Genomic DNA, 18,925 nt, shown 5'->3' with positions numbered 1-18,925 from the left:
GGTTCTAAGAAGACAAAGCTCGTTTTATTTTAGACGGCTTGTCTTTTTGGAACCGCTTTTTTATGCGATGGAATCCCACAAAAACACGTGCAAGCGGCTCAAAGTGGTGGAGGAATTGAAAACGAAGAATCGTGTCTGTGTTCATGCTGCCATGTGCCTGAACGATCCCTTCCTTGTACTTTCCAACTGACATCGGTATGATTTAATTAGCTTGAATAGTAAAGGAAAAGGTGACGACCGTGGCAAAACGGCTTTTTGATTACCATAATGAAGAAGATGTGCGACTTCCTGTATTAATTAAATCAGCGGAAGTCCGGGTAGCAAAAAATGGCAAGAAATTTATTGCCATGATTTTTCAAGACAATTCCGGCCATATTTCGGGTAAATTCTGGGATGCAACCGAAAATGATATTGCCCAGTTCAAAGCCGGCGAAGTGGTGCAGCTGTCAGGAAAGCGGGAATTGTATCAAGGCAACCCGCAGATCAAGATTTACTCAATGCGTTTGGCAACCCAAGAAGAAGGAAATGATCCGCGTACCTTCGTTGAACGTGCACCGGAAGCGCCCAATGCCATGGAAGAAGAGCTGAACAGTTTCATTTTCGAGATTACTAATGCCAATTGGAATCGAATCGTCCGTAAACTGATTCAAGATCATAAAAAGGCATTCTTCAGTTATCCTGCTGCCAAGTCGAATCATCATGCCTTTGCTGGTGGGCTTGCTTTTCATACCCTGAGCATTTTACGCTTGGCCAAAAATGTGGTTGCCCAGTATTCAAGTTTGAACAAGAGCTTGCTTTATGCGGGTGCGATTTTACATGACTTGGGCAAGACGATTGAATTAAGTGGTCCGATTTCAACTGAATACACAGTACCCGGGAATCTGATTGGGCATATTGTTCTGATCGATGAACAAATTGTGTTGGCAGCCCATCAACTAAAGATCGATATTAATAGTGAGGATATGCTATTGCTGCGGCATGTTGTATTAGCGCACCATGGTTTATTGGAATATGGCTCGCCGGTGCGGCCGCAACTACTTGAAGCCCAGGTGTTGCACGATTTGGACGAAATGGATGCCTCAATCAACATGATGACGACTGCCTACCAACATGTCGATCCAGGCACCTTTACTGAACGACTCTTTGGCATGGACAATCGGCGTTTCTACCGGCCGACAAATGGTCAAACATATCCGGATCCGCACTAAGAGCTAAAGGCAAACTGTTTGCGATTAGAAAGCCTTCGTCAAACTTAAATTATGGTTTTACCGGAACAAAAAAACGGCCTCGCGCATGATGCGAGGTCGTTTTTGCATGACTCAATTTCTTACTTATTTGCTAGTTGAAGAACTTGAGCTGGTGCTGAGGTAGCTTGAAAGCACATCTTTAAGATCATTGTCCTTGATCGAAACGTTGGCTTTTTTAAGCACCTTGGTAATAATACCGTTCATAACGGTTGAATCACTTTGCCATGAGGTGTAGATCTGCTTTTCAAGATCCTTCTTGTGTTCCTTCATCGTACCTTTTTTGGCAATGGAGATAACACGGATGACGTGGTAACCGTATTGCGTCTTAACCGGCGTTGTCGTAATGTCGCCAGCTTTCTTGAGTTTGAAAGCAGCTGATTTGAAAGTGGAATCCAAGCTGGTGTCCGTGTTGTCAAAGGCAGCTAACTTACCACCTTTATTCTTGGTCCCGGTATCAATCGAGTTCTTCTTAGCTAGAGATTCGAAGTTCTTTTCAGTTGGATCTTTTTGATAATCGGAAATGATCTGCTTAGCTTCATCTTCGGTCTTAACTAAAATATGCTGAACCTGAATCTTTGGCTGATACTTCTTCCACTGACTTTCAATTTGCTTGGTCGTCGGTTTTTTCATATCCTTGAGGGCAACTTCAGAGTAAAGCGTTGTCCGAATCTGATCCTTGAAGCTTGATTCGGTGTAGCCGTTTTGTTCCAAAGTTGAATCAAATGAAGAGCCGTATTGCTTCTTTAGCTTGTTGAACTGGCTGTTAACCTTTTTATCCGATACCTTATTCGGATATTGTTGTTCTAAAGCCTTTAAGACGATCATGTTACGCAATGTTGCCTGACCGGTTGTGGTCTTTTTCATGGCGTCATAGTACTCGTCTTTGGTGACCTTGGCACCTTTCATATTTGCAACCGTGCTGCTGGAACAGCCTGCTAGGGTCACTGCTACGAACAAGCCAACGACACCGAGAATCCATTTTTTCATGTAATCACACATCCTAATCTAAAAAGTTTCGGTTAACACTGCCGTCTACTATACCATAACTTACGGCCGTACGCGGATCTTCACATAACTTTCAAGAATCCGTCACGGCTTGTATAAAGCCAACGGTAGTTATTTTCAATGTTTTGGTTAAGGTTTGGTCGGATGCGCAGATTGATTTTCTTCAAGTCCGGTGATCGCATCATTGATATTGTCCACATGTTCTTTGATGGCTTCCGTGCGCGGTGCGGTTTCAAATTCGAATGTCTCAACGCTGGCCGTAATATCTTTCATTGCCGGTTTAAGGGTTTGGTCGACTTCGGCAGATAGTTGCGTTAACGCCGCGCTGACTTGATTGATACTTTGGCGAACCTGACCGACACCGGTAGCGATGCCGTTAAAATAAGCAGCGATCGCTTGTTGCCGTTGTCGTCCGGTTTTTTTGGCGGTCAATAAGCCATAAATCGTACCCGTAAGAGCACCTAACAAGAGCCCATCCCGAAATTTCATACTTAAGCCTCCAGTTGGGTGCGGATTTTGTCGGCTACTTCTTCAAGCTTACTGGTGTCATATTGAGCGCTGTGATCGCCAAAATGCATCCCGAAATCGTCTTGATCGCTGTACCGCGGAATTAAATGAATGTGTGAATGGAAGACGCTTTGATAAGCCACTTTACCATTGTTGTTTAAAATGTTCATTCCCTTAATCGCCGGATTGCTGGCTTTAATCGCACGCGCAATTTTTGGAACGCGCTCAAAAACCGCAGCTGCCAACTCAGTGTCATAGGCAAAAATGTCCGGCACATGTTTTTTAGGAACAATCAGCGTATGGCCCGGGGTGACCTGAGTGATGTCCAGGAATGCCTTGACCACATCGTCTTCATAGACCGCAACGTTTGGAATCTCATTGCGAATAATTTTACAAAAAATGCAATCGTTCATGCTCTTACCTCGTTTCTCCTTGTGCTTTTGTTATAGGAACCTTGATTTCATGCTATCATATCCCTAACTGAAATTATACAGATTGGAACTGGTAAGATGACTTTAAAAATTGAAGGATTAACAGGCGGCTACGGGAATCTAACCGTTTTGCGCGATGTCAGTTTTACAGTACCATCCGGCAAAATTGTGGGCTTAATTGGCTTGAATGGTGCCGGAAAATCGACCACTATCAAACATATTATCGGACTGTTGACGCCACAGACAGGCACGATCGACTTGGACGGGACAACATTGAAGCAAAATCCCACTGACTTTCGGTCTAACCTTGCCTATGTTCCGGAAACGCCGGTACTCTATCCGGAATTAACGTTGCGGGAACATCTTGAAATGACCATCATGGCTTACGATCTTGATGCCAAAGCGGCTTGGGAGGCTGCGGATCGGATGCTTAAAAAGTTTCGCTTAGATAACAAGCTAGATTGGTTTCCGGCTAAGTTTTCTAAGGGGATGCAGCAAAAAGTCATGATTGTAGCGGCGTTCATGACCCAAGCCAAATTGTTTATTATTGATGAACCGTTTACCGGTCTTGATCCGCTGGCAATTCACGACTTGTTAAATTTAGTTACCGAAAAAAAACAGGAGGGGGCGTCGATTCTTATGTCGACGCACATCTTGGCAACCGCTCAGCAATATGCTGACGAGTTTGTTTTGATCAAAGCAGGAAAAGTGCGTGCCACTGGTGATATGGCATCATTAAAGCAACAATTTGACTTAAAAGATGGCAGTCTGGATGACATTTATATGAAGATGACGGAGGAAGAAGCATGATTGACTTGTGGCGTACGCGCCTCCGCCAACATGTGCAGGCACAACAAAAGTATTTACGCCTTGTATTTAATGATCACTTTGTCTTGATTTTACTGATTTTATTTGGCGGTGCGCTTTATGTGTATAGCCAAATTGTCAAAACCTTGCAGCCTTCCTGGTGGTTAGCTTTATGCTTGGCAATTATTTTCACCGGCTTACTTAGCTTCGGTCAGCTAGCGACCCTTGCAGAAGCACCGGATCAAATTTTTTTGCTACCAAAAGCAGAGGCGTTTCGGCAATATTTATTAAAGAGCCGCCATTATAGCTTGCTGCTGCCAGGCGTTTTGCTGACCTTTGCCAGTCTTGCTATGTGGCCGTTGTTTGCGCAGCTGGGTAAAGACCCGGCCAGTGCGACGGTTACCTTACTAATGGCAGTTTGGCTATTTAAGGATCTTGACTTGTGGTTGCAGTTACTAAAACGATATCAATTACCGACTCAGTGGCATCATCAACGGTTACTGTTGTTGGCAATTAGCGGGGCCGCGTTTTTTGCCGGGTTTTATTTGCATCCGGCAGTGACCCTTTTGGTTGCATTGATTCTGGATCTTGTTTTCAGATGGCAATTGCGAACCATTTTGGATCAAGGACGGTTGAATTTCATGGCCTTGATCAAACTAGAAGATGATCGAATGGGTCGGGTATATCGGTTCTATAACTTATTTACCGATGTACCAGGATTAGCCAATAGTGTGCATCGGCGCCGTTATTTGGATGGATTATTAAAATTAGTCAAACCACGCCAGGCAACAACATGGCTCTCATTGTATCTACGCGGCTTTTTACGTGGCGGTGAGTATCTCGGCTTATATCTTCGCCTGCTGGTGATCGGTGCTGTCATCGTGGCGGTGTTGTCGCCATGGTGGCTGGCTTTGGGTTTTGCTATCTTGTTTCTTTACATGGTCGGCTTCCAGCTGTTACCTTTTTATTATCAGTATGATGAGATTGTCTTTACCCATCTGTATCCGGTCGCGCCTGACCAAAAACCGGCTGCATTTGAGCGGTTGTTGACGGTGTTGCTTTTAATCGAAGTGGCGACGTTCACCTTGGTGACATTGTTGCGGCTTCAGTGGCTGACAGCAGGGGCTATTTTCATTTGCGGCGTGGTTTTCGTCTGGGGCTTTACACGGTGGTATGCACGAATGCGACTTAAGCAGCATCATGTGGTGGTATAGAGGCGAGTGGTTTTTGGACAGCTCTCTTGTTTAAGTGCGATGGCTCGCGCCTGTCATCACGCGCTCGCCAGCGCAGGAATCTGCGTGTAAGGGCCTCGAACGCGATGGCCAAGCCCGGGCCCATCACGCCCAAGGCCACTTATGTTCCGGTTTCTAACCGGGCTGGCTCGCGCTCACTTTGCCTCTTGACGTGAATTTCTCAAGTTAGTAATATTGAACGTGGACGCACGAGCGCCTGGGAGTGTCTTTTTGACGATTAGAACCATTCCTGCGGCCAGATATAAGGAGTAGTGCCTATGGAGTTTGAATTAGATGCCGGGTGGTCCCTGCAACCTGCAGGCGGTTCCACCGGTAGTGCGTTTCTTGGGGTTTATGCCAATCAAAAGTATTTCCTAAAACGTAACGCTTCGCCATTTCTTGCGGCACTTTCAGTCGAGCATATTACCCCACGCCTATTATGGACGCGTCGGGTTAGCACCGGTGATGTGTTAACGGCACAAGAATGGTTGGACGGCGAAACATTAACCCGCGAGCAAATGATGCAGCCGGTGGTAGCCAAAATGTTGGCGCAGGTACACCATTCAAGTTTATTAAAACGAATGCTTCGCCAAGTCGGTGGCCAAATTCTTGACCCAGCGCGGTTACGCCACGATTTATTGCAAGACTTTCCCCGTGACCTTACAAATCAGCCGCGGGTTAAGCGTGCTTTGAGCGACTTACAACAGTGGTTACCGCGGGTGACGGTTCAAAGTGTCTGTCACGGCGATCTCAATCATAAAAATTGGTTGCGTGCTGGTGGCCGACTTTATTTAGTTGACTGGGAGCAGGTGGCATTAGGTGATCCGGCTTATGATCTTGCTGATGTCATGGCGCATTATGGTCATCGCAATTCATGGCCAGCGTTCTTAAGAGCCTATGGTGCCAACAATGATGAATCTTTGGAAAATCGGCTTTATTGGTATGGCGACTTGCATTTATTGAACGACATGAAAGCAGCAGCACAGCACCAGCGAACAGATGAGGTTGCACAAGTTTTGCAACAATTTGAGACGTTGCAGTCAACCCATTGAATGGAAGCTGTAAGCGCGTGGCAAAGGGCCTGTGGCAAAATCCGGTTTTGTCTCAGGCCTTTTGATTGTCGACACGGGAAAAACGATCACCGCGAAGAATCATCACAATTATGAAATAAAGGAAGACATTCATGCGATTACGTAACAAAACTTGGGCGAAACCATTAATAGCCGAGCATCCTGAGCTAATTCTGGTTCGTCCGGAAAAGATGCCGGGACAGTGGCAGTCGCGATTTAAACAGAATCAACCGCTTTATCTTGAGGTTGGTTCTGGCAAAGGCCAATTCATTGTTGCGATGGCGCAGGCTCATCCAGACTGCAATTTTATTGCTTTGGAATTACAAGAGGCTGCTATTGCCATGATCCTGAAGAAACAGGCAGTCTTAAAACTCCCAAATCTTCAACTGGTTTTGGGGGATGGTGCCGACTTAACCGATTATTTTGCTGAAGCTGAAATTAGCGGTTTGTTCTTAAACTTTTCTGATCCTTGGCCAAAAACGCGGCATGAAAAGCGGCGGCTGACATATCGGCGTTTCTTGCAACAATATCAAACGATCATGAAGCCAGACGCACGGCTGCAATTTAAGACTGACAATCAAGGCTTATTTGAATACTCGCTGGTTAGTATGAACAATTTCGGCATGACTTTTGAACTCGTCTCGCTTGATGTTCATCATGATCAACGCATTCCGGATAATGTGCCGACAGAGTACGAGGAAAAGTTCAGCGCTGATGGTGGTCGAATTTATGAACTGGTTGCGCGCTTTAAGGCCTGAGTGAGCGTGCATTGATAATAGATTAAGTGGCAACTAAGGCGTGCAGCCTTTATCATGAATCTAGGCAGTGGTGATGGGCTGCTGTTTGATGCGCCATAGCGAACCATCAGCCAAGGCTAGAAATGCTATTTCTTGGTGCATTTTCGAATGACGAAGGATCATACCGCCGCGATACACTTGGATATGCTGATGATGGTCATTGATGGTGAGTGGTTGCAGCTCGATCCAACTTGTTTCAATGGTTCCTTCCTTGGCAAAATTACGTTTTACCTTGGTTAAAATGCGGTTGGAAATTCGTTGATTGCGGTGACACCAATACCCGGCAAGCGCCGTACCAGTGGCAATAAATGCTAATGACAGCCCAATACCGGAAAGTAATCGAGACCTTGAAATGGACATCGTGAAGTCCTCCTTTTGACGTGAGCTGGTGCGTTTAGCCATTGTAATTTCAGTGTGTTCACGTCTTGACTGCTGAAAATGGAACCTTTACATGCCTATCTTGGATAAGCGCAGGATGACGTTGCGCTGAAACACGCTCGCCAGCCTTGGCGAACGCTCTGTTGCTTATGGATTGCCACACCGCTGTTTTAAGTATAATGTAAAAGACGGTGAGCGGCATTGCGCTGCGAAAGTTTTCCTGCTATAGTCTACTTATAATTAGTAAGCGAAAGGATGTTGGCCATGAAGGAATTAGGTTCAAATGCAGCGATTTTGGATGAGGTAAAAAAGCCTGGTAAGAAAATGCTTTTCTTCTCTGCTAATTGGTGCTCGGATTGCCGTTTTATCAAACCAGCAATGCCAGAGATCGAAAAAGACTTTTCGGATTATGAGTTTGTTGCGGTTGATCGGGACAAGAATCTGGAAGTTGCCCAGGAGATGGGTGTTTTTGGTATTCCAAGTTTTATCGCGTTTAAAGACGGTAAAGAAATCGGCCGCTTTGTTAACAAAGATCGTAAAACAAAACAACAAGTCGAGGATTTCATCACCGGCTTGAATTAATTTTGGAGGTTCAAATGCTCATTACCAGTTATAATCAACCGGCTTTTGGTGATACGCTTATTGCCATCACAGGACCGGATACTGAGACCCAGACATCGCAACGCAGCGGGGATATTGTGGCAATTTTAGATGATCAGAATCATGTGATTGGCTACAACTTTTTTAATGTCAGTCAGTGGTTGGGAGCCGTGGATGGACATGGGCAGATTCAATTGACCGCTGAACAGGTGGCTCAATTAAATGTTGCCATCCAGCAAGCTGCTTTACCGGGTCAGCTTGAAGTTGACGAAAAGCCCAAGTTTGTCATTGGTAAGATTGTTGATTTCAAAGATCATCCCGACTCTGATCACTTACATGTCACGCAGGTCGATATTGGTGATGAACAGGTTCAAATCGTTTGTGGCGCGCCGAATGCTGCCTTAGGCCAGACGGTGGTTGTTGCGTTGCCAGGCGCCATGATGCCAGATGGTAAGATTATTTGGCCGGGTTCTCTACGTGGGGTCGCGTCTTACGGCATGATTAGCAGTGCGCGTGAATTAGCGATTCCAGGGGCACCACAGCGGCGTGGCATTTTGGTGATGCCGGACAATCTGGCTGCCGGAAGTCCGTTCGATGCCAAGGAAGCGGCGGCCGTGGTCGCGGCTCAGGCGTAATTGCTACGGTGAAAATACAAAAAATTTTAAAGAGAGGCTCGTGGGCAGATAAGCTCACGAGCCTTTTTTCGAGTCTTAGACGGTTATAGTGACGATATTGGCATCAATACCTATAGTTCTGCGATCAGATTAAATGCGAAGATGACGGTCATAGCTAATCCCAGTAAGAACAGGGCTTTTCGATAAGGAGACCTAACATTCATCTTTTTGCCAATCCAGCCCAAAATAGGAGCGAATACAAAAACATCTAATGCCCAGTCGTTCAAGGCCTCCCTGATCTCTTCTTCAGAGAACCGATAACAGGATACCAATAGAACAAAGCCGCATATGATCAGTAGAACATCAAGAATTAGGAAAAGCATGTTGTCAGCCTCCAATGAATGTTTGTAGCAACGACAATTTTTATAGCAACTAAAATCTGCTCCATTATAGATTAAGTGTCAATCATTTTTCCTGTTCCGTACAAGCCGACGTTTTTCCGGGAAAGGGCGCTACCGGTGTCGTTTTGATCCTTACCTTTATTAACGTTAAAAGGCAATGCCAGAATCAGGCTATTTTCAAACTAACGCTGATTTTGCCGAGTTATTTTTCAATCCAGGATTCGGCGAACTGATGCTTATGCTAAAATAGAGACACTGTCGAAACACGATAAAAAGGGGATTTGATCATGGCGCATTATGATGGGCCGGCATTTTTACATCAGAATAAATCGCCAGCATCGCAATCCGGGGAAACAACCGCGAACTGGCAGCAATCAGAAAATGACGCGTATCAATTGCCACCGCAGATTACGCATGAAGCCACGCATGAAGTGAATCCGCAAAAAGTCGCTGAGGCACAGGCGGATTTGCGCGCAATGACACATCCGCGAGCCGACCATCAGCGCAATGGGTTAGCGCGGCTGACAACACCCAACAGCACTGTCAGAAACGTGCAGCGGGATCAAACGGACTATCGCCAAATTGCGGCGGTATTGAAACCGGATGAACAAAGCCTTTATCTTTTTGCCGGACACGGGGTCAGTCCCAGTTCGCAGGCCGCCACTGACCCGGTTGCGATCGCCGTGGCTTCGTCAGTGGCGGCACCAGAGGAGACGCGTTCAAGCGAGTGGCTGGAGACAAGTGCAAGCAGCATGGCGTCAATAACTGAGAGCCCTGATGAGCATTCAGAAGCGAGCGACTCGAAACAACAAACGGAAGCGGATGGCGCAACACAACAAGCCTCCAATGAAACAACATCGAGCTCCTCGGCATCCGATAACACCAGTGCCCCGCATCCGCCGATGCAATCGGTGGCCAGTGTGAGCGGCAGCGAAGCATCACGCCATACTGCGGAAATAGCTACTTCTTTGACATCGATGGGCAAATCTCATGGCCCTAATAGTCGAAAAGCAGCCCGCATTGAGGCATTAAGGCGTAAGCACGAAGCCAAAAAGTTGCGGAAAGCATTGGCCGCCCAAAAAGCTAGGGAATCCGCATCGGATCAGAAAGACAATTCCCAAAAGGCGTTTTCCAGGCCGCAAAGTACGGCTGGCACCACGGCATCAGTCACACAGCCAACGACAAGCAGTGTGTCAGCAGAAACAACCAAGCAGCAGGCGGTTAGCTCACAGCTGCCTGCTTCGATGACGACGCCGGAAGCCACGCCCGTTTCAAGCGGTGATCAAGGTGAGACTTCTGAAACAATCCCACCGGTTCGCTTATTATCACCACCAGTTGTTGCTGATCAAGCCGCCCAGCAAGACTGGGTGCATCATCAGCGGCAGCGGTTGGATCAAACGTTGCAGGCATTTAATGTCGATGCGCATGTCGTTGCCGATACGATTGGGCCAACCGTAACGCAATTTCAGGTGAGTCTTGCCAGTGGGGTTAAAGTCAGCAAGATTACAAACCTGAATGACGATTTGAAGTTAGCCTTAGCTGCCAAGGATATTCGAATCGAGGCACCGATACCCGGTAAGAATACAGTTGGCATCGAAATTCCCAACTTGAAACCGCGTCCGGTCATGTTGCGGGAAGTTCTGGACACGCCGGCGTTTCAGGAAGCTAAGTCGCCGTTAACCATTGCCCTTGGCGTGGATCTTTTTGGTCAGCCGGTTGTCACGAATCTTGCTAAAATGCCGCATGGGCTGATTGCCGGAGCGACTGGATCAGGTAAATCCGTCTTTATTAACAGTTTACTGGTATCGTTGCTGTATAAAGCGACTCCGGAACAGGTGCGACTGCTTTTGATTGATCCCAAAGCAGTTGAGTTAGCCGGTTATAACGGTTTGCCGCACCTGGTCTCGCCAGTGATTTCTGATCCAAAAGCGGCGAGCGCGGCATTGAAGTGGGTGGTTACGACGATGAATGATCGCTACAAAAAACTAGCTGCAGCAGGCGTACGTAATCTTGAACAGTTCAATGCAAAGGCTAAGCGGCATCATGAGTTTGCGCAGGTGATGCCATATCTGGTGATTATTATTGATGAATTGGCAGATTTGATGCTGGCGGCAGGTAGTGAGATTCAAGATGACATTGCCCGGATTACAGCCAAAGCGCGGGCGGCCGGCATTCACTTACTTGTCGCGACTCAACGGCCAAGTGTCGATGTGATCACCGGTACTATCAAGAACAATATCCCTACTCGCATAGCCTTTATGACGGCGAGTCAAATTGATTCCCGGACCATTATCGATACGGCTGGGGCTGAGCGGTTGTTGGGTCGTGGCGATATGCTTTACTTAGGCAATGGTGACAGTCAGCCAATTCGGCTACAAGGCACCTTTGTTGATCGGGAAATCGATAGCATTGTTGCGTATGTCAAAAGCCGCCGCGGTCCAAGGTATCTTTTTGATCCGGCAGGGTTAGTCAAGTCCGCTGAGGCTAGCAATACGCATGAAGATGAACTGATGCCTGAGGTGCTGGATTATCTTGCTGGTGAACGGCATATTTCAACATCTAAGTTACAGCGCGTCTTTTCTATTGGGTATAATCGCGCCGCCAACCTGATTGATACGTTGGAGGCCAAACATCTGGTCTCCGCAGCAAAAGGGGCAAAACCGCGCGAAGTTTACTACACACAAGCAAAGGAAGAGGAACATTCGTGATGACAGAGGCAACTTATTATTTTATTGGCATTAAGGGTTCAGGCATGAGCGCATTGGCATTGGTACTGCATGATTTGGGGCATCAAGTGTTGGGGAGTGATATTACCCAATATACGTTTACCCAGAAAGGCTTGGCGGCTGCCGGAATCACGATGCTTCCGTTTGATCCAGCTAATCTAAAGCCCGGTTACACTGTGATTGCCGGTAACAGCTTTACCGATGAGCATCCGGAAATCAAGCAAGCCAAAGCGATGGGGCTTAAGATTTATCGGTATCATGAATTTCTTGGTCAGCTGATCAAGGGGTATACCAGCATTGGCGTGGCGGGTGCGCATGGTAAAACGAGCACCACCGGTTTACTTGCCCACACGTTAAGCGGGGTTGCTAAAACCAGTTATCTGATTGGCGATGGGACTGGCAAAGGCGTTCGCGATTCAAAATTCTTTGTTTTTGAAGCAGACGAATATCGGCGCCATTTTCTGGCCTACCATCCCGATTACATGATCATGACGAACATTGATTTTGATCACCCCGATTATTATCACGGGTTTGAAGATGTTTACGATGCATTTGAAACCGAAGCAAATCAGGTCCAAAAGGCGATTGTCGCATGGGGCGATGATCCTTGGCTGCGCAAACTAAAAGCTAAAGTTCCTGTTTATTATTACGGCACCAGTGACCGTGATGATTTTCAGGCCCGCAATGTCAAGCGTGATACAAAAGGCAGCAGTTTTGACGCGTACTTCCATGATGAATTGATCGGCCACTTCTTTGTGCCATTGTTTGGCGAACATAGCGTCCTGAATGCCTTGGCAGTTGTGGCTGTCGCGCATATGGAGAAACTTGATGCAGGCTTGATCGCGCGCGAACTCGGTAACTTCAGTGGGGTTAAACGCCGCTTTGCCGAAAAAGATCTTAAAGACATGATCATTGTCGATGATTATGCGCACCATCCGAATGAGATTAAAGCAACATTGGATGCGGCCCGGCAGAAATATCCTGACAAGGCGATTATTGCTGTGTTCCAACCTCATACTTATAGCCGGACGCAGGCATATGAACCGCAATATGTTCAAGTCTTGAGCCAAGCCGATCAGACGTTCCTGACTCCGATCTTCAGCTCTGCGCGGGAAAAGAATGGCAAAATTCGCTCAGAAGACATTGTGGCGCAAATCAAGGGTGCCGCTGTCATTCAGCAAGCGGATATGCGACCGTTGCTGAAATTCCATCATGCTGTGGTTGTCTTTATGGGCGCAGGCGATATTCAGAAGTATGAAAAGGCTTATGAAGACTTGCTGAGCCAGGAGTAAGATAAGCGGCTTTGTTGGCAAGCCGGTATGCTGACTGTGAAATGATACTGAGACAGTATGAGCGGCCATGACAATTGAATAAGCTGTGTTTGACTAACGGTTTCGGAGCAAGTGCTTGTTCTGGGACCGTTTTTTGAGTGGTCACAGTTTGATCCTGAAAACGTGGTAGTAAAATGCGTGATGCTTGTTTTGTAATCATAAAAGGACTAAATTTTAGGCGATTTGAATCCGCTTACATTTCTATTTGTTTCAACGAATTATTATGTTAAGATTCATCTAATATCAGTGTCGAACGAAGGAAGTTATGAATTTTTCAGGGAATCTATTGATGAGGGGGAGTAGGCTATGAATCTTGATGATTTTCTGGAGAACGATGAACGTCGGGAGGTTCAGTTGTTGCAGTTATTGCTAAAGGCGGGGGCTGCCGGTTGCTTGTACACAACCGCCATCACAACGCTGGGAGTGTCAGCAAGCACAATGGGAACAACCGTCGCCGCACTTCAGCAGCGGATTAGAGGCTTCGATGCTGCCGCTGATATTAGCGTGACTGATTCAGGCGGTCAGCGTTGTATTTGTTTGCAAACACGTACACCCGTTAATTTTAGTGAGCTCTATCGGCAATTGTTAGTCCAATCGAAAAGTTATCGGATTTTACTAACCTTGCTGCAAAAAGGCAAAGTGAGTGCTGATGAACTGGCACAGTTGCTATACATCAGTAAGCCAGCTGTTTTTCGTCGGATCAAACTCTTGAATCAGGCTTTGGCAGCATTTTCATTACAGATTAAGGGTGGTACCCTCATTGGTCCCGAGATTGCGTTGCGCTATTTGTATTATCGGTTGCTACTAAATAGCCATGATTATGACACCTTAGCCTCGTTTACGGAAGCGTATTCGTTGCGGCAGTTTATCGCGGCATTTGAGGCTCGGGAACACTTGAAATTTTCGATGATCGGACGACTCAAATTAAGTATCTGGCTGGACATTGCACTCAAGCGGCATTTTGCATCGGAGCAGAACCGCGTTAAGACGAGCAAAGAACCGCTGCTCAGTCTGAATCACAACCACCTTTACCGCGGGATTAGAAATTGGCTGTTTGATTTGGCCCGCCAATATGCACTTGTCATTGACGAATTTGAAGTTTCCAGCCTTTATATCTTTATGACGAGTATGGAGATTCTGGACCTGGATGATCGTGATTTATCACCGGTTGCTCAATATTTGGACGAGGTAACTCCTGAAATTAAAAAGGTTCGCGCACAGTTAATGGCTCGAATTGAATTAGCTTACCCAGCTTTCAAACGGCGATTTACAGGCGACACGCAACTGCGAATTCGGTACATCCTGAACCAAATTCAGATGCATGCCCGCTTTTTTTCGGGCCATTTTCATCTGTTTGATGGAGAGCGCATTAACTATCAGGTTGATCCAGCGGTGTTACAACATTTAGAAAAGATGGCTGGTGAATTGGCAATGCTGACTTTTAACCATGCACAGCAGTCACCTAGCCCTGAGCAGCTGCTTTTTTTGAAGCGCCGGTATTTGAATGTGTTGTTGTTGATTCACGTACAAAGTGATGCGCCGTTGTATGTCGGGATCTGTATGCATGACGACTGGTCCATCACAGCAGGCATGGTAGCTCGGTTGCGCGTTGCATTAGCTGGTTATTATCACGTCATCATTGACAATGCCGTGGCTGATTGCGTGTACGATTTATTGATTACAAACTCCGCAACGGCTGCTAACCAAATAAAGGCAAAGGAACGCTATTTATTAACTGGCATTGAAAATCGTTATGACTTAGAACAAATAAGGGCATTGTTAGCAACAATTGACCAAAAAAGGAAACAATGAGAGTGTTGCGGATCTTTAAACTGGAAGCGTCAAGGTTGTAAGAGCTAACGCCTAAAATTTTTCAAAGCGAGCAGGTTTTTCGTAGCTGTTGCGAAACCTTTTCGCTTTTTGTTATGCATTATTTGTGAATATTGACACGCTAAAGGAAAATTTCAGCTTGATAAAAAACAGCTGTAATAGAAATAAGTGATGGCAGAAAGTCGTTCGTTAAAAGACCTGTCCGCACAGGATTTATCAACGAAATATAATGTAATAAATAAGTCTAAAATAATACAAATTCGATTCTTGCTACAAGTTCTCAAAGCTTCACATAAAAATGTGAGAATTATGAGAACGTCTACTCCCCTAGAATGAAATCCATGTCAATCAATATTTTTTTATATAGTTGCTAGGACTTTAAAAAGGGGGTGTCAGAAGTGCCGTCAAGATTTAGAAATAAACGGCAGGTGATCCAAAAAATTGCCTGTAGTGGGTTGATTGGCATCAGCGTCGTAATAACGCTTGCCGTTCTCGGCGGTACCCAGCCGGATATTAAACGTTTCTTTCATTCAACCGATACTCGTGTGTATGCAGCCGATGATAAGCCAAAAGCCGAAGATAAAAACACAGAGCGGCCAAAAGCAACCATTACCGGTCAAGACAGTGCTTTTACACTTGGTGAGTTTTTAAAGTCGGGATATGAGGCTAGGTTTTTCAAGCAGGCTACCGATCCTGATGGTACAAATTTTCCATTTACGGATAATCGCATCTGGGCAATCGTGCCTGATGCGTTTAAGCAAGCAACGCGGTCGATGGGGTTAAATGAACCATATCCGCGTATTGATACAATTCTTGCCAGAACACCGGTTGATCTGACATTTGATTCAAGATTTGGGGTAACAACCGGTCAAGGCTCAGTGCAAACGCATTACGGGGATGCCGTCATTTCCGGTGCATCTGATCCTAAAAATGGTCGGGATGCAATGGGCGCTTTGGTATTCATTGATCGCGATGAAGATGGCACTTCCAAAGTGATTGCGACTTCCGGTAAAGGCAATGACAATGGGCCAATCGCGCCTGAATTTGGTGATCGATTCTATGGTAGTTACGAATACGTTCAGATGCGTGATCACCAGAGTATCAATCTGAGTTATTTTAACATCAATGATGCGGTTGCCAATGGAAAGACCCGCAAACAGGACTTTTTGAATCAATGGGGCCTTAACCGGGTTCAGCAAGCCAGAATGGGTGACATCATCAAGGTCTGCAACGCTGAAGGGAAAATTAGCTTTGCCCGTGATTCTAAAGTTTATCAACTGAAAAAGGAAAATTTTCCGAACATTGATCAGGCCATCTTTTTCCAAATGACGCCAGTGGGATTCGTACCGTTACATGTGAACCAGCTGAAAACACGTCCAGTTGATGTCCCGCAAAATGCAACGGATGCTGAACTAGATGCCGCTTATCCCAAGGCGTTAAACCTGAATAACAATATCACTGCAGACAATTTTAGGGAACGCCCAGATGTCAGCAAGCCTGGTAAAACGAAAGCCGTCGTACGGGCAATTGAAAAACTGTATGACGGCAAGTATGCCAAGTTTGATTATGAAGTGGAATTGAATGTGATCCCTGCCGGCAAGTTGACAACAAAATCCGGAAAATACGTCTTAGGCGAGCGCTGGGGGATGCAAAGTATTCAGCGGATGTTTGATCAGGCACAGCAACGAGATGGCACGCCTGTTTCTTGGGGGGATAAGCAGCTTTACCCGTTAAAAGCGTCTGAAGTTGAGAAACACTTACAACCAGGTACGCAACGGATTGACGAATTGTTTAAAGATGCCGCAGTCCCAATTCAGTTTGATTCCAAAACCGGACATCTAACCGCCCGGCCGACCGCGACTGCTAATTACGGCGATGCGATCATTTTAAAAGGCTATGAATTGCGTTCAGGACGCGATGCCGGGGGTGCATTTGCTTTAATCAATGATGATGGACTAAAGGTGGTTGCAACATCAGGCGGTTTTCGTGATAACCATGCTATTCATCAGCGTTTTCCAGGCGAGCCGTATCTGGGGATCACCCACGTGCCGATGAAAGACGCTAAGGTTAAAAATTTATCCGAAGTGCCGCTAAAATGGATATCTGGTGATGTAGGCAAACAGGACTTTCTCAATTCGTGGGGGAAGGATCGGGTTCAGCCAGTAGAAGCAGGCGATATTATCAAAGTTGTCAACGTTGAAAGAAAGATCAGGTATACCCATGATTCACAAGAGCAGCCCCTCAACGATTTGGCCAACAAGAATGAACTTTATTTTGAAATTACGGATCAAGGCTACCAATTGTTGCGGGTGAATCAATTAGTACCGCAAAAAGCCAATATTCCAATTAATGCTTCAGCAGCGGAAATGGATTTGCGACTATCGCAGTTCTTTAAATTATCGGATAAATCAACCTATAAGATTAAAGGTTTTAAAAAACGACCAGATGTTTCAAAACTTGGGGATACCACGGCTACAGTGACGGTTTCCCAGAAGTATGGCAAAGATAAAACAATCGAAGCTGACTATGATGTTCCAGTGGCCGTGGTGAAACGCGCAACATTTTCGACCCAATCGCAAACTTTGAAGTTAGGTGAAGTCGTTACAACGGATACTTTAGGCAACATGCTAAAAGATGCGCGTGAGTATGATGATCGCCGCATTCAATGGGGGGATAAAGCGCTGAGTGTCACCATGCCTGACAAGTTGGATAAGCTCTTGCGCAAGGACACAAAGCGATTGACAAAGATCAGCAAACCAATTGACGTGACCATGAAGTTTGAGGCCAGCACTGGCACGGTGTTATCAACGAGTCCGGTGCTGACCGACTATGGCGATGCACTTGTTTTCAACGGTTACGAACTATTCACGCGTAATGCCGGTGGTGCCTTGGCGTTGGTGAAGGAAGGCAACGACTGGTTGATCGTGGCTACTGATGGCGCAGAAGATGACAATCGCAATGTCCACGATGTTTTTGCCGGTGAACCGTATTTAAGCGTGAGTCTGTACGGAGCAGCTGGTGATGTGCTTAACCTGCAGGACCAAAAGCAACAAGTCACGAGCATGGCAGCCCAGGGTGATACCCCTAAGCAGCAATTTCTTGATCAATGGGGAGACAAGCGCGTGGTCAAAGCCAAACTTGGGGATGTCGTGGTGGTGAATCATCGTGAAGACAAGGTAAGTGTGGCGCATGCAGGCAAACGCGAACCCTTGAAAAAGCGCGCCAACAAAAGAGAGTCCCTGTTTGAGGTGACGGCTTCGGGTTACAAGTTTTTGACACTGAATCAAGTCAGCTTCAAATCTTTAACCATCGAAAATCACAGCGACCCACAGCCCATTCGTGAGGCGGTGACGAATACCGTCAAAAAGCAACAGTCACACTTGAAAGTGGAAAATATTAAGTTTCCCGATTTGAAAACCGTGGGGCATAAAACCGTCACGGTAACCGTTAGCCAGCCAAGTTTGACAGATGCTAACAAGCGCATCACCTATGACTACCAAATCCCTTTGGAAGTCACTGAAGGCACCTTGAGTTTTACCCAAGCGCCGGCAGCACTCAATTTCGGCACCGTTAAAATTGATGGCCAAACGCTAGAAGTTCCGCGAATTGGTGATGCGCCGATGACGATTCGGATCAAGGACGGCCGCAGTCAAAAGACGCCATGGCAACTTTTGATTCAACAAAGTCAGCCGTTTACCGATCGTCATCAGCATGAATTAAAACAAGAATTACTCTTTTTCAGACAAGACGGCCATGACTATCCGATCAAACTTAAGCAAGATCAGCAAGTTAAGGCGGTTGCGTCTCAAACGATCCAACACACGTTTACGTATGATACACAAGCAGGAGTACTGCTCAAAATATCGCCTAATGACTTTGACTTTACGGCCGGTACGTACAATTTTGGTCTGCAGTGGACCCTAAGCGATGCACCACTTTAACTTAATTT

General features: G+C 46.2%; 14 protein-coding genes and 1 pseudogene. 11 read left to right on the top strand and 4 right to left on the bottom strand.

Annotated elements, in window-relative coordinates; all coding sequences use genetic code 11:
• Positions 1 to 239 precede the first annotated feature (239 nt).
• Complete coding sequence (locus tag ACWP87_RS07410; protein ID WP_005714017.1) at positions 240 to 1,208, top strand: 3'-5' exoribonuclease YhaM family protein; 969 nt, start codon at positions 240 to 242, stop codon at positions 1,206 to 1,208.
• Between the two features lie 123 nt (positions 1,209 to 1,331).
• Here the strand turns inward: ACWP87_RS07410 and ACWP87_RS07405 are convergent, their stop codons facing one another.
• From ACWP87_RS07405 to ACWP87_RS07395, 3 genes are all read right to left on the bottom strand, one after another.
• Entirely contained in the window at positions 1,332 to 2,234 is a 903-nt protein-coding gene (locus ACWP87_RS07405; protein WP_005689802.1) for a peptidylprolyl isomerase, read from the bottom strand.
• 147 nt (positions 2,235 to 2,381) lie between these two features.
• The gene (locus ACWP87_RS07400) at positions 2,382 to 2,741 is read right to left on the bottom strand and encodes a YtxH domain-containing protein (RefSeq protein ID WP_005687820.1); all 360 of its coding nucleotides are present in this window, start codon (positions 2,739 to 2,741) and stop codon (positions 2,382 to 2,384) included.
• A gap of 2 nt (positions 2,742 to 2,743) precedes the next feature.
• Positions 2,744 to 3,172, bottom strand: coding sequence for an HIT family protein (locus ACWP87_RS07395; protein WP_014569743.1), 429 nt, complete (start codon positions 3,170 to 3,172; stop codon positions 2,744 to 2,746).
• Positions 3,173 to 3,268: 96 nt separating this feature from the next.
• Between ACWP87_RS07395 and ACWP87_RS07390 the strand changes: the two genes are divergently transcribed.
• The 4 genes from ACWP87_RS07390 (at position 3,269) to trmB (ending at position 7,057) form a co-directional block, all read left to right on the top strand.
• Positions 3,269 to 4,000 (top strand): ABC transporter ATP-binding protein, encoded by a 732-nt coding sequence (locus ACWP87_RS07390; protein WP_014569742.1) that lies wholly within the window; start codon positions 3,269 to 3,271, stop codon positions 3,998 to 4,000.
• Positions 3,997 to 5,211, top strand: a complete 1,215-nt coding sequence (locus ACWP87_RS07385; RefSeq protein ID WP_014569741.1) for an ABC transporter permease — start codon at positions 3,997 to 3,999, stop codon at positions 5,209 to 5,211. Before ACWP87_RS07390 ends, ACWP87_RS07385 begins: the two co-directional genes overlap by 4 nt.
• Before the next feature lie 296 nt (positions 5,212 to 5,507).
• Complete coding sequence (locus ACWP87_RS07380; protein ID WP_005687826.1) at positions 5,508 to 6,281, top strand: phosphotransferase family protein; 774 nt, start codon at positions 5,508 to 5,510, stop codon at positions 6,279 to 6,281.
• A 131-nt stretch (positions 6,282 to 6,412) separates the two neighbouring features.
• Positions 6,413 to 7,057 (top strand): tRNA (guanosine(46)-N7)-methyltransferase TrmB, encoded by a 645-nt coding sequence (trmB, locus tag ACWP87_RS07375; RefSeq protein WP_005687828.1) that lies wholly within the window; start codon positions 6,413 to 6,415, stop codon positions 7,055 to 7,057.
• A 60-nt stretch (positions 7,058 to 7,117) separates the two neighbouring features.
• Here the strand turns inward: trmB and ACWP87_RS07370 are convergent, their stop codons facing one another.
• A complete protein-coding gene (locus ACWP87_RS07370) occupies positions 7,118 to 7,456 on the bottom strand; it encodes a hypothetical protein (protein WP_005687830.1) in 339 nt (112 codons plus the stop codon).
• Between the two features lie 282 nt (positions 7,457 to 7,738).
• Between ACWP87_RS07370 and ACWP87_RS07365 the strand changes: the two genes are divergently transcribed.
• From ACWP87_RS07365 to ACWP87_RS07340, 6 genes and pseudogenes are all read left to right on the top strand, one after another.
• Complete coding sequence (locus tag ACWP87_RS07365; protein ID WP_005687831.1) at positions 7,739 to 8,056, top strand: thioredoxin family protein; 318 nt, start codon at positions 7,739 to 7,741, stop codon at positions 8,054 to 8,056.
• Between the two features lie 14 nt (positions 8,057 to 8,070).
• On the top strand, positions 8,071 to 8,709 hold the full coding sequence (gene ytpR / locus ACWP87_RS07360) for a YtpR family tRNA-binding protein (protein ID WP_014569740.1): 639 nt from the start codon (positions 8,071 to 8,073) through the stop codon (positions 8,707 to 8,709).
• A gap of 1,363 nt (positions 8,710 to 10,072) precedes the next feature.
• Positions 10,073 to 11,797: pseudogene (locus tag ACWP87_RS07355) on the top strand (DNA translocase FtsK); the annotation flags it as partial.
• Positions 11,797 to 13,107: a UDP-N-acetylmuramate--L-alanine ligase gene (gene murC / locus ACWP87_RS07350; protein ID WP_015764975.1), complete on the top strand. Its 1,311-nt coding sequence runs from the start codon at positions 11,797 to 11,799 to the stop codon at positions 13,105 to 13,107. The pseudogene ACWP87_RS07355 and the gene murC, both read left to right, overlap by 1 nt.
• Before the next feature lie 345 nt (positions 13,108 to 13,452).
• Positions 13,453 to 14,958 (top strand): helix-turn-helix domain-containing protein, encoded by a 1,506-nt coding sequence (locus ACWP87_RS07345; protein WP_014569737.1) that lies wholly within the window; start codon positions 13,453 to 13,455, stop codon positions 14,956 to 14,958.
• Between the two features lie 416 nt (positions 14,959 to 15,374).
• Positions 15,375 to 18,917, top strand: coding sequence for a WxL domain-containing protein (locus tag ACWP87_RS07340; protein ID WP_015764973.1), 3,543 nt, complete (start codon positions 15,375 to 15,377; stop codon positions 18,915 to 18,917).
• The last annotated feature ends 8 nt before the right edge of the window (positions 18,918 to 18,925 follow it).

The sequence above is a fragment of the Lacticaseibacillus sp. 22 genome (genome assembly GCF_055413445.1).
Note: the sequence above shows the minus strand (reverse complement) of the source record. Positions and strands in the feature narration are given on the sequence as shown.

Bases quoted from the DNA above. Each gene is read 5' to 3' on its own strand.
- ACWP87_RS07405 (WP_005689802.1), bottom strand. From the start codon at position 2,234: ATGAAAAAATGGATTCTCGGTGTCGTTGGCTTGTTCGTAGCAGTGACC.
- ACWP87_RS07400 (WP_005687820.1), bottom strand. From the start codon at position 2,741: ATGAAATTTCGGGATGGGCTCTTGTTAGGTGCTCTTACGGGTACGATT.
- ACWP87_RS07395 (WP_014569743.1), bottom strand. From the start codon at position 3,172: ATGAACGATTGCATTTTTTGTAAAATTATTCGCAATGAGATTCCAAAC.
- ACWP87_RS07390 (WP_014569742.1), top strand. From the start codon at position 3,269: ATGACTTTAAAAATTGAAGGATTAACAGGCGGCTACGGGAATCTAACC.
- ACWP87_RS07385 (WP_014569741.1), top strand. From the start codon at position 3,997: ATGATTGACTTGTGGCGTACGCGCCTCCGCCAACATGTGCAGGCACAA.
- ACWP87_RS07380 (WP_005687826.1), top strand. From the start codon at position 5,508: ATGGAGTTTGAATTAGATGCCGGGTGGTCCCTGCAACCTGCAGGCGGT.
- trmB (WP_005687828.1), top strand. From the start codon at position 6,413: ATGCGATTACGTAACAAAACTTGGGCGAAACCATTAATAGCCGAGCAT.
- ACWP87_RS07370 (WP_005687830.1), bottom strand. From the start codon at position 7,456: ATGTCCATTTCAAGGTCTCGATTACTTTCCGGTATTGGGCTGTCATTA.
- ACWP87_RS07365 (WP_005687831.1), top strand. From the start codon at position 7,739: ATGAAGGAATTAGGTTCAAATGCAGCGATTTTGGATGAGGTAAAAAAG.
- ytpR (WP_014569740.1), top strand. From the start codon at position 8,071: ATGCTCATTACCAGTTATAATCAACCGGCTTTTGGTGATACGCTTATT.
- murC (WP_015764975.1), top strand. From the start codon at position 11,797: ATGACAGAGGCAACTTATTATTTTATTGGCATTAAGGGTTCAGGCATG.
- ACWP87_RS07345 (WP_014569737.1), top strand. From the start codon at position 13,453: ATGAATCTTGATGATTTTCTGGAGAACGATGAACGTCGGGAGGTTCAG.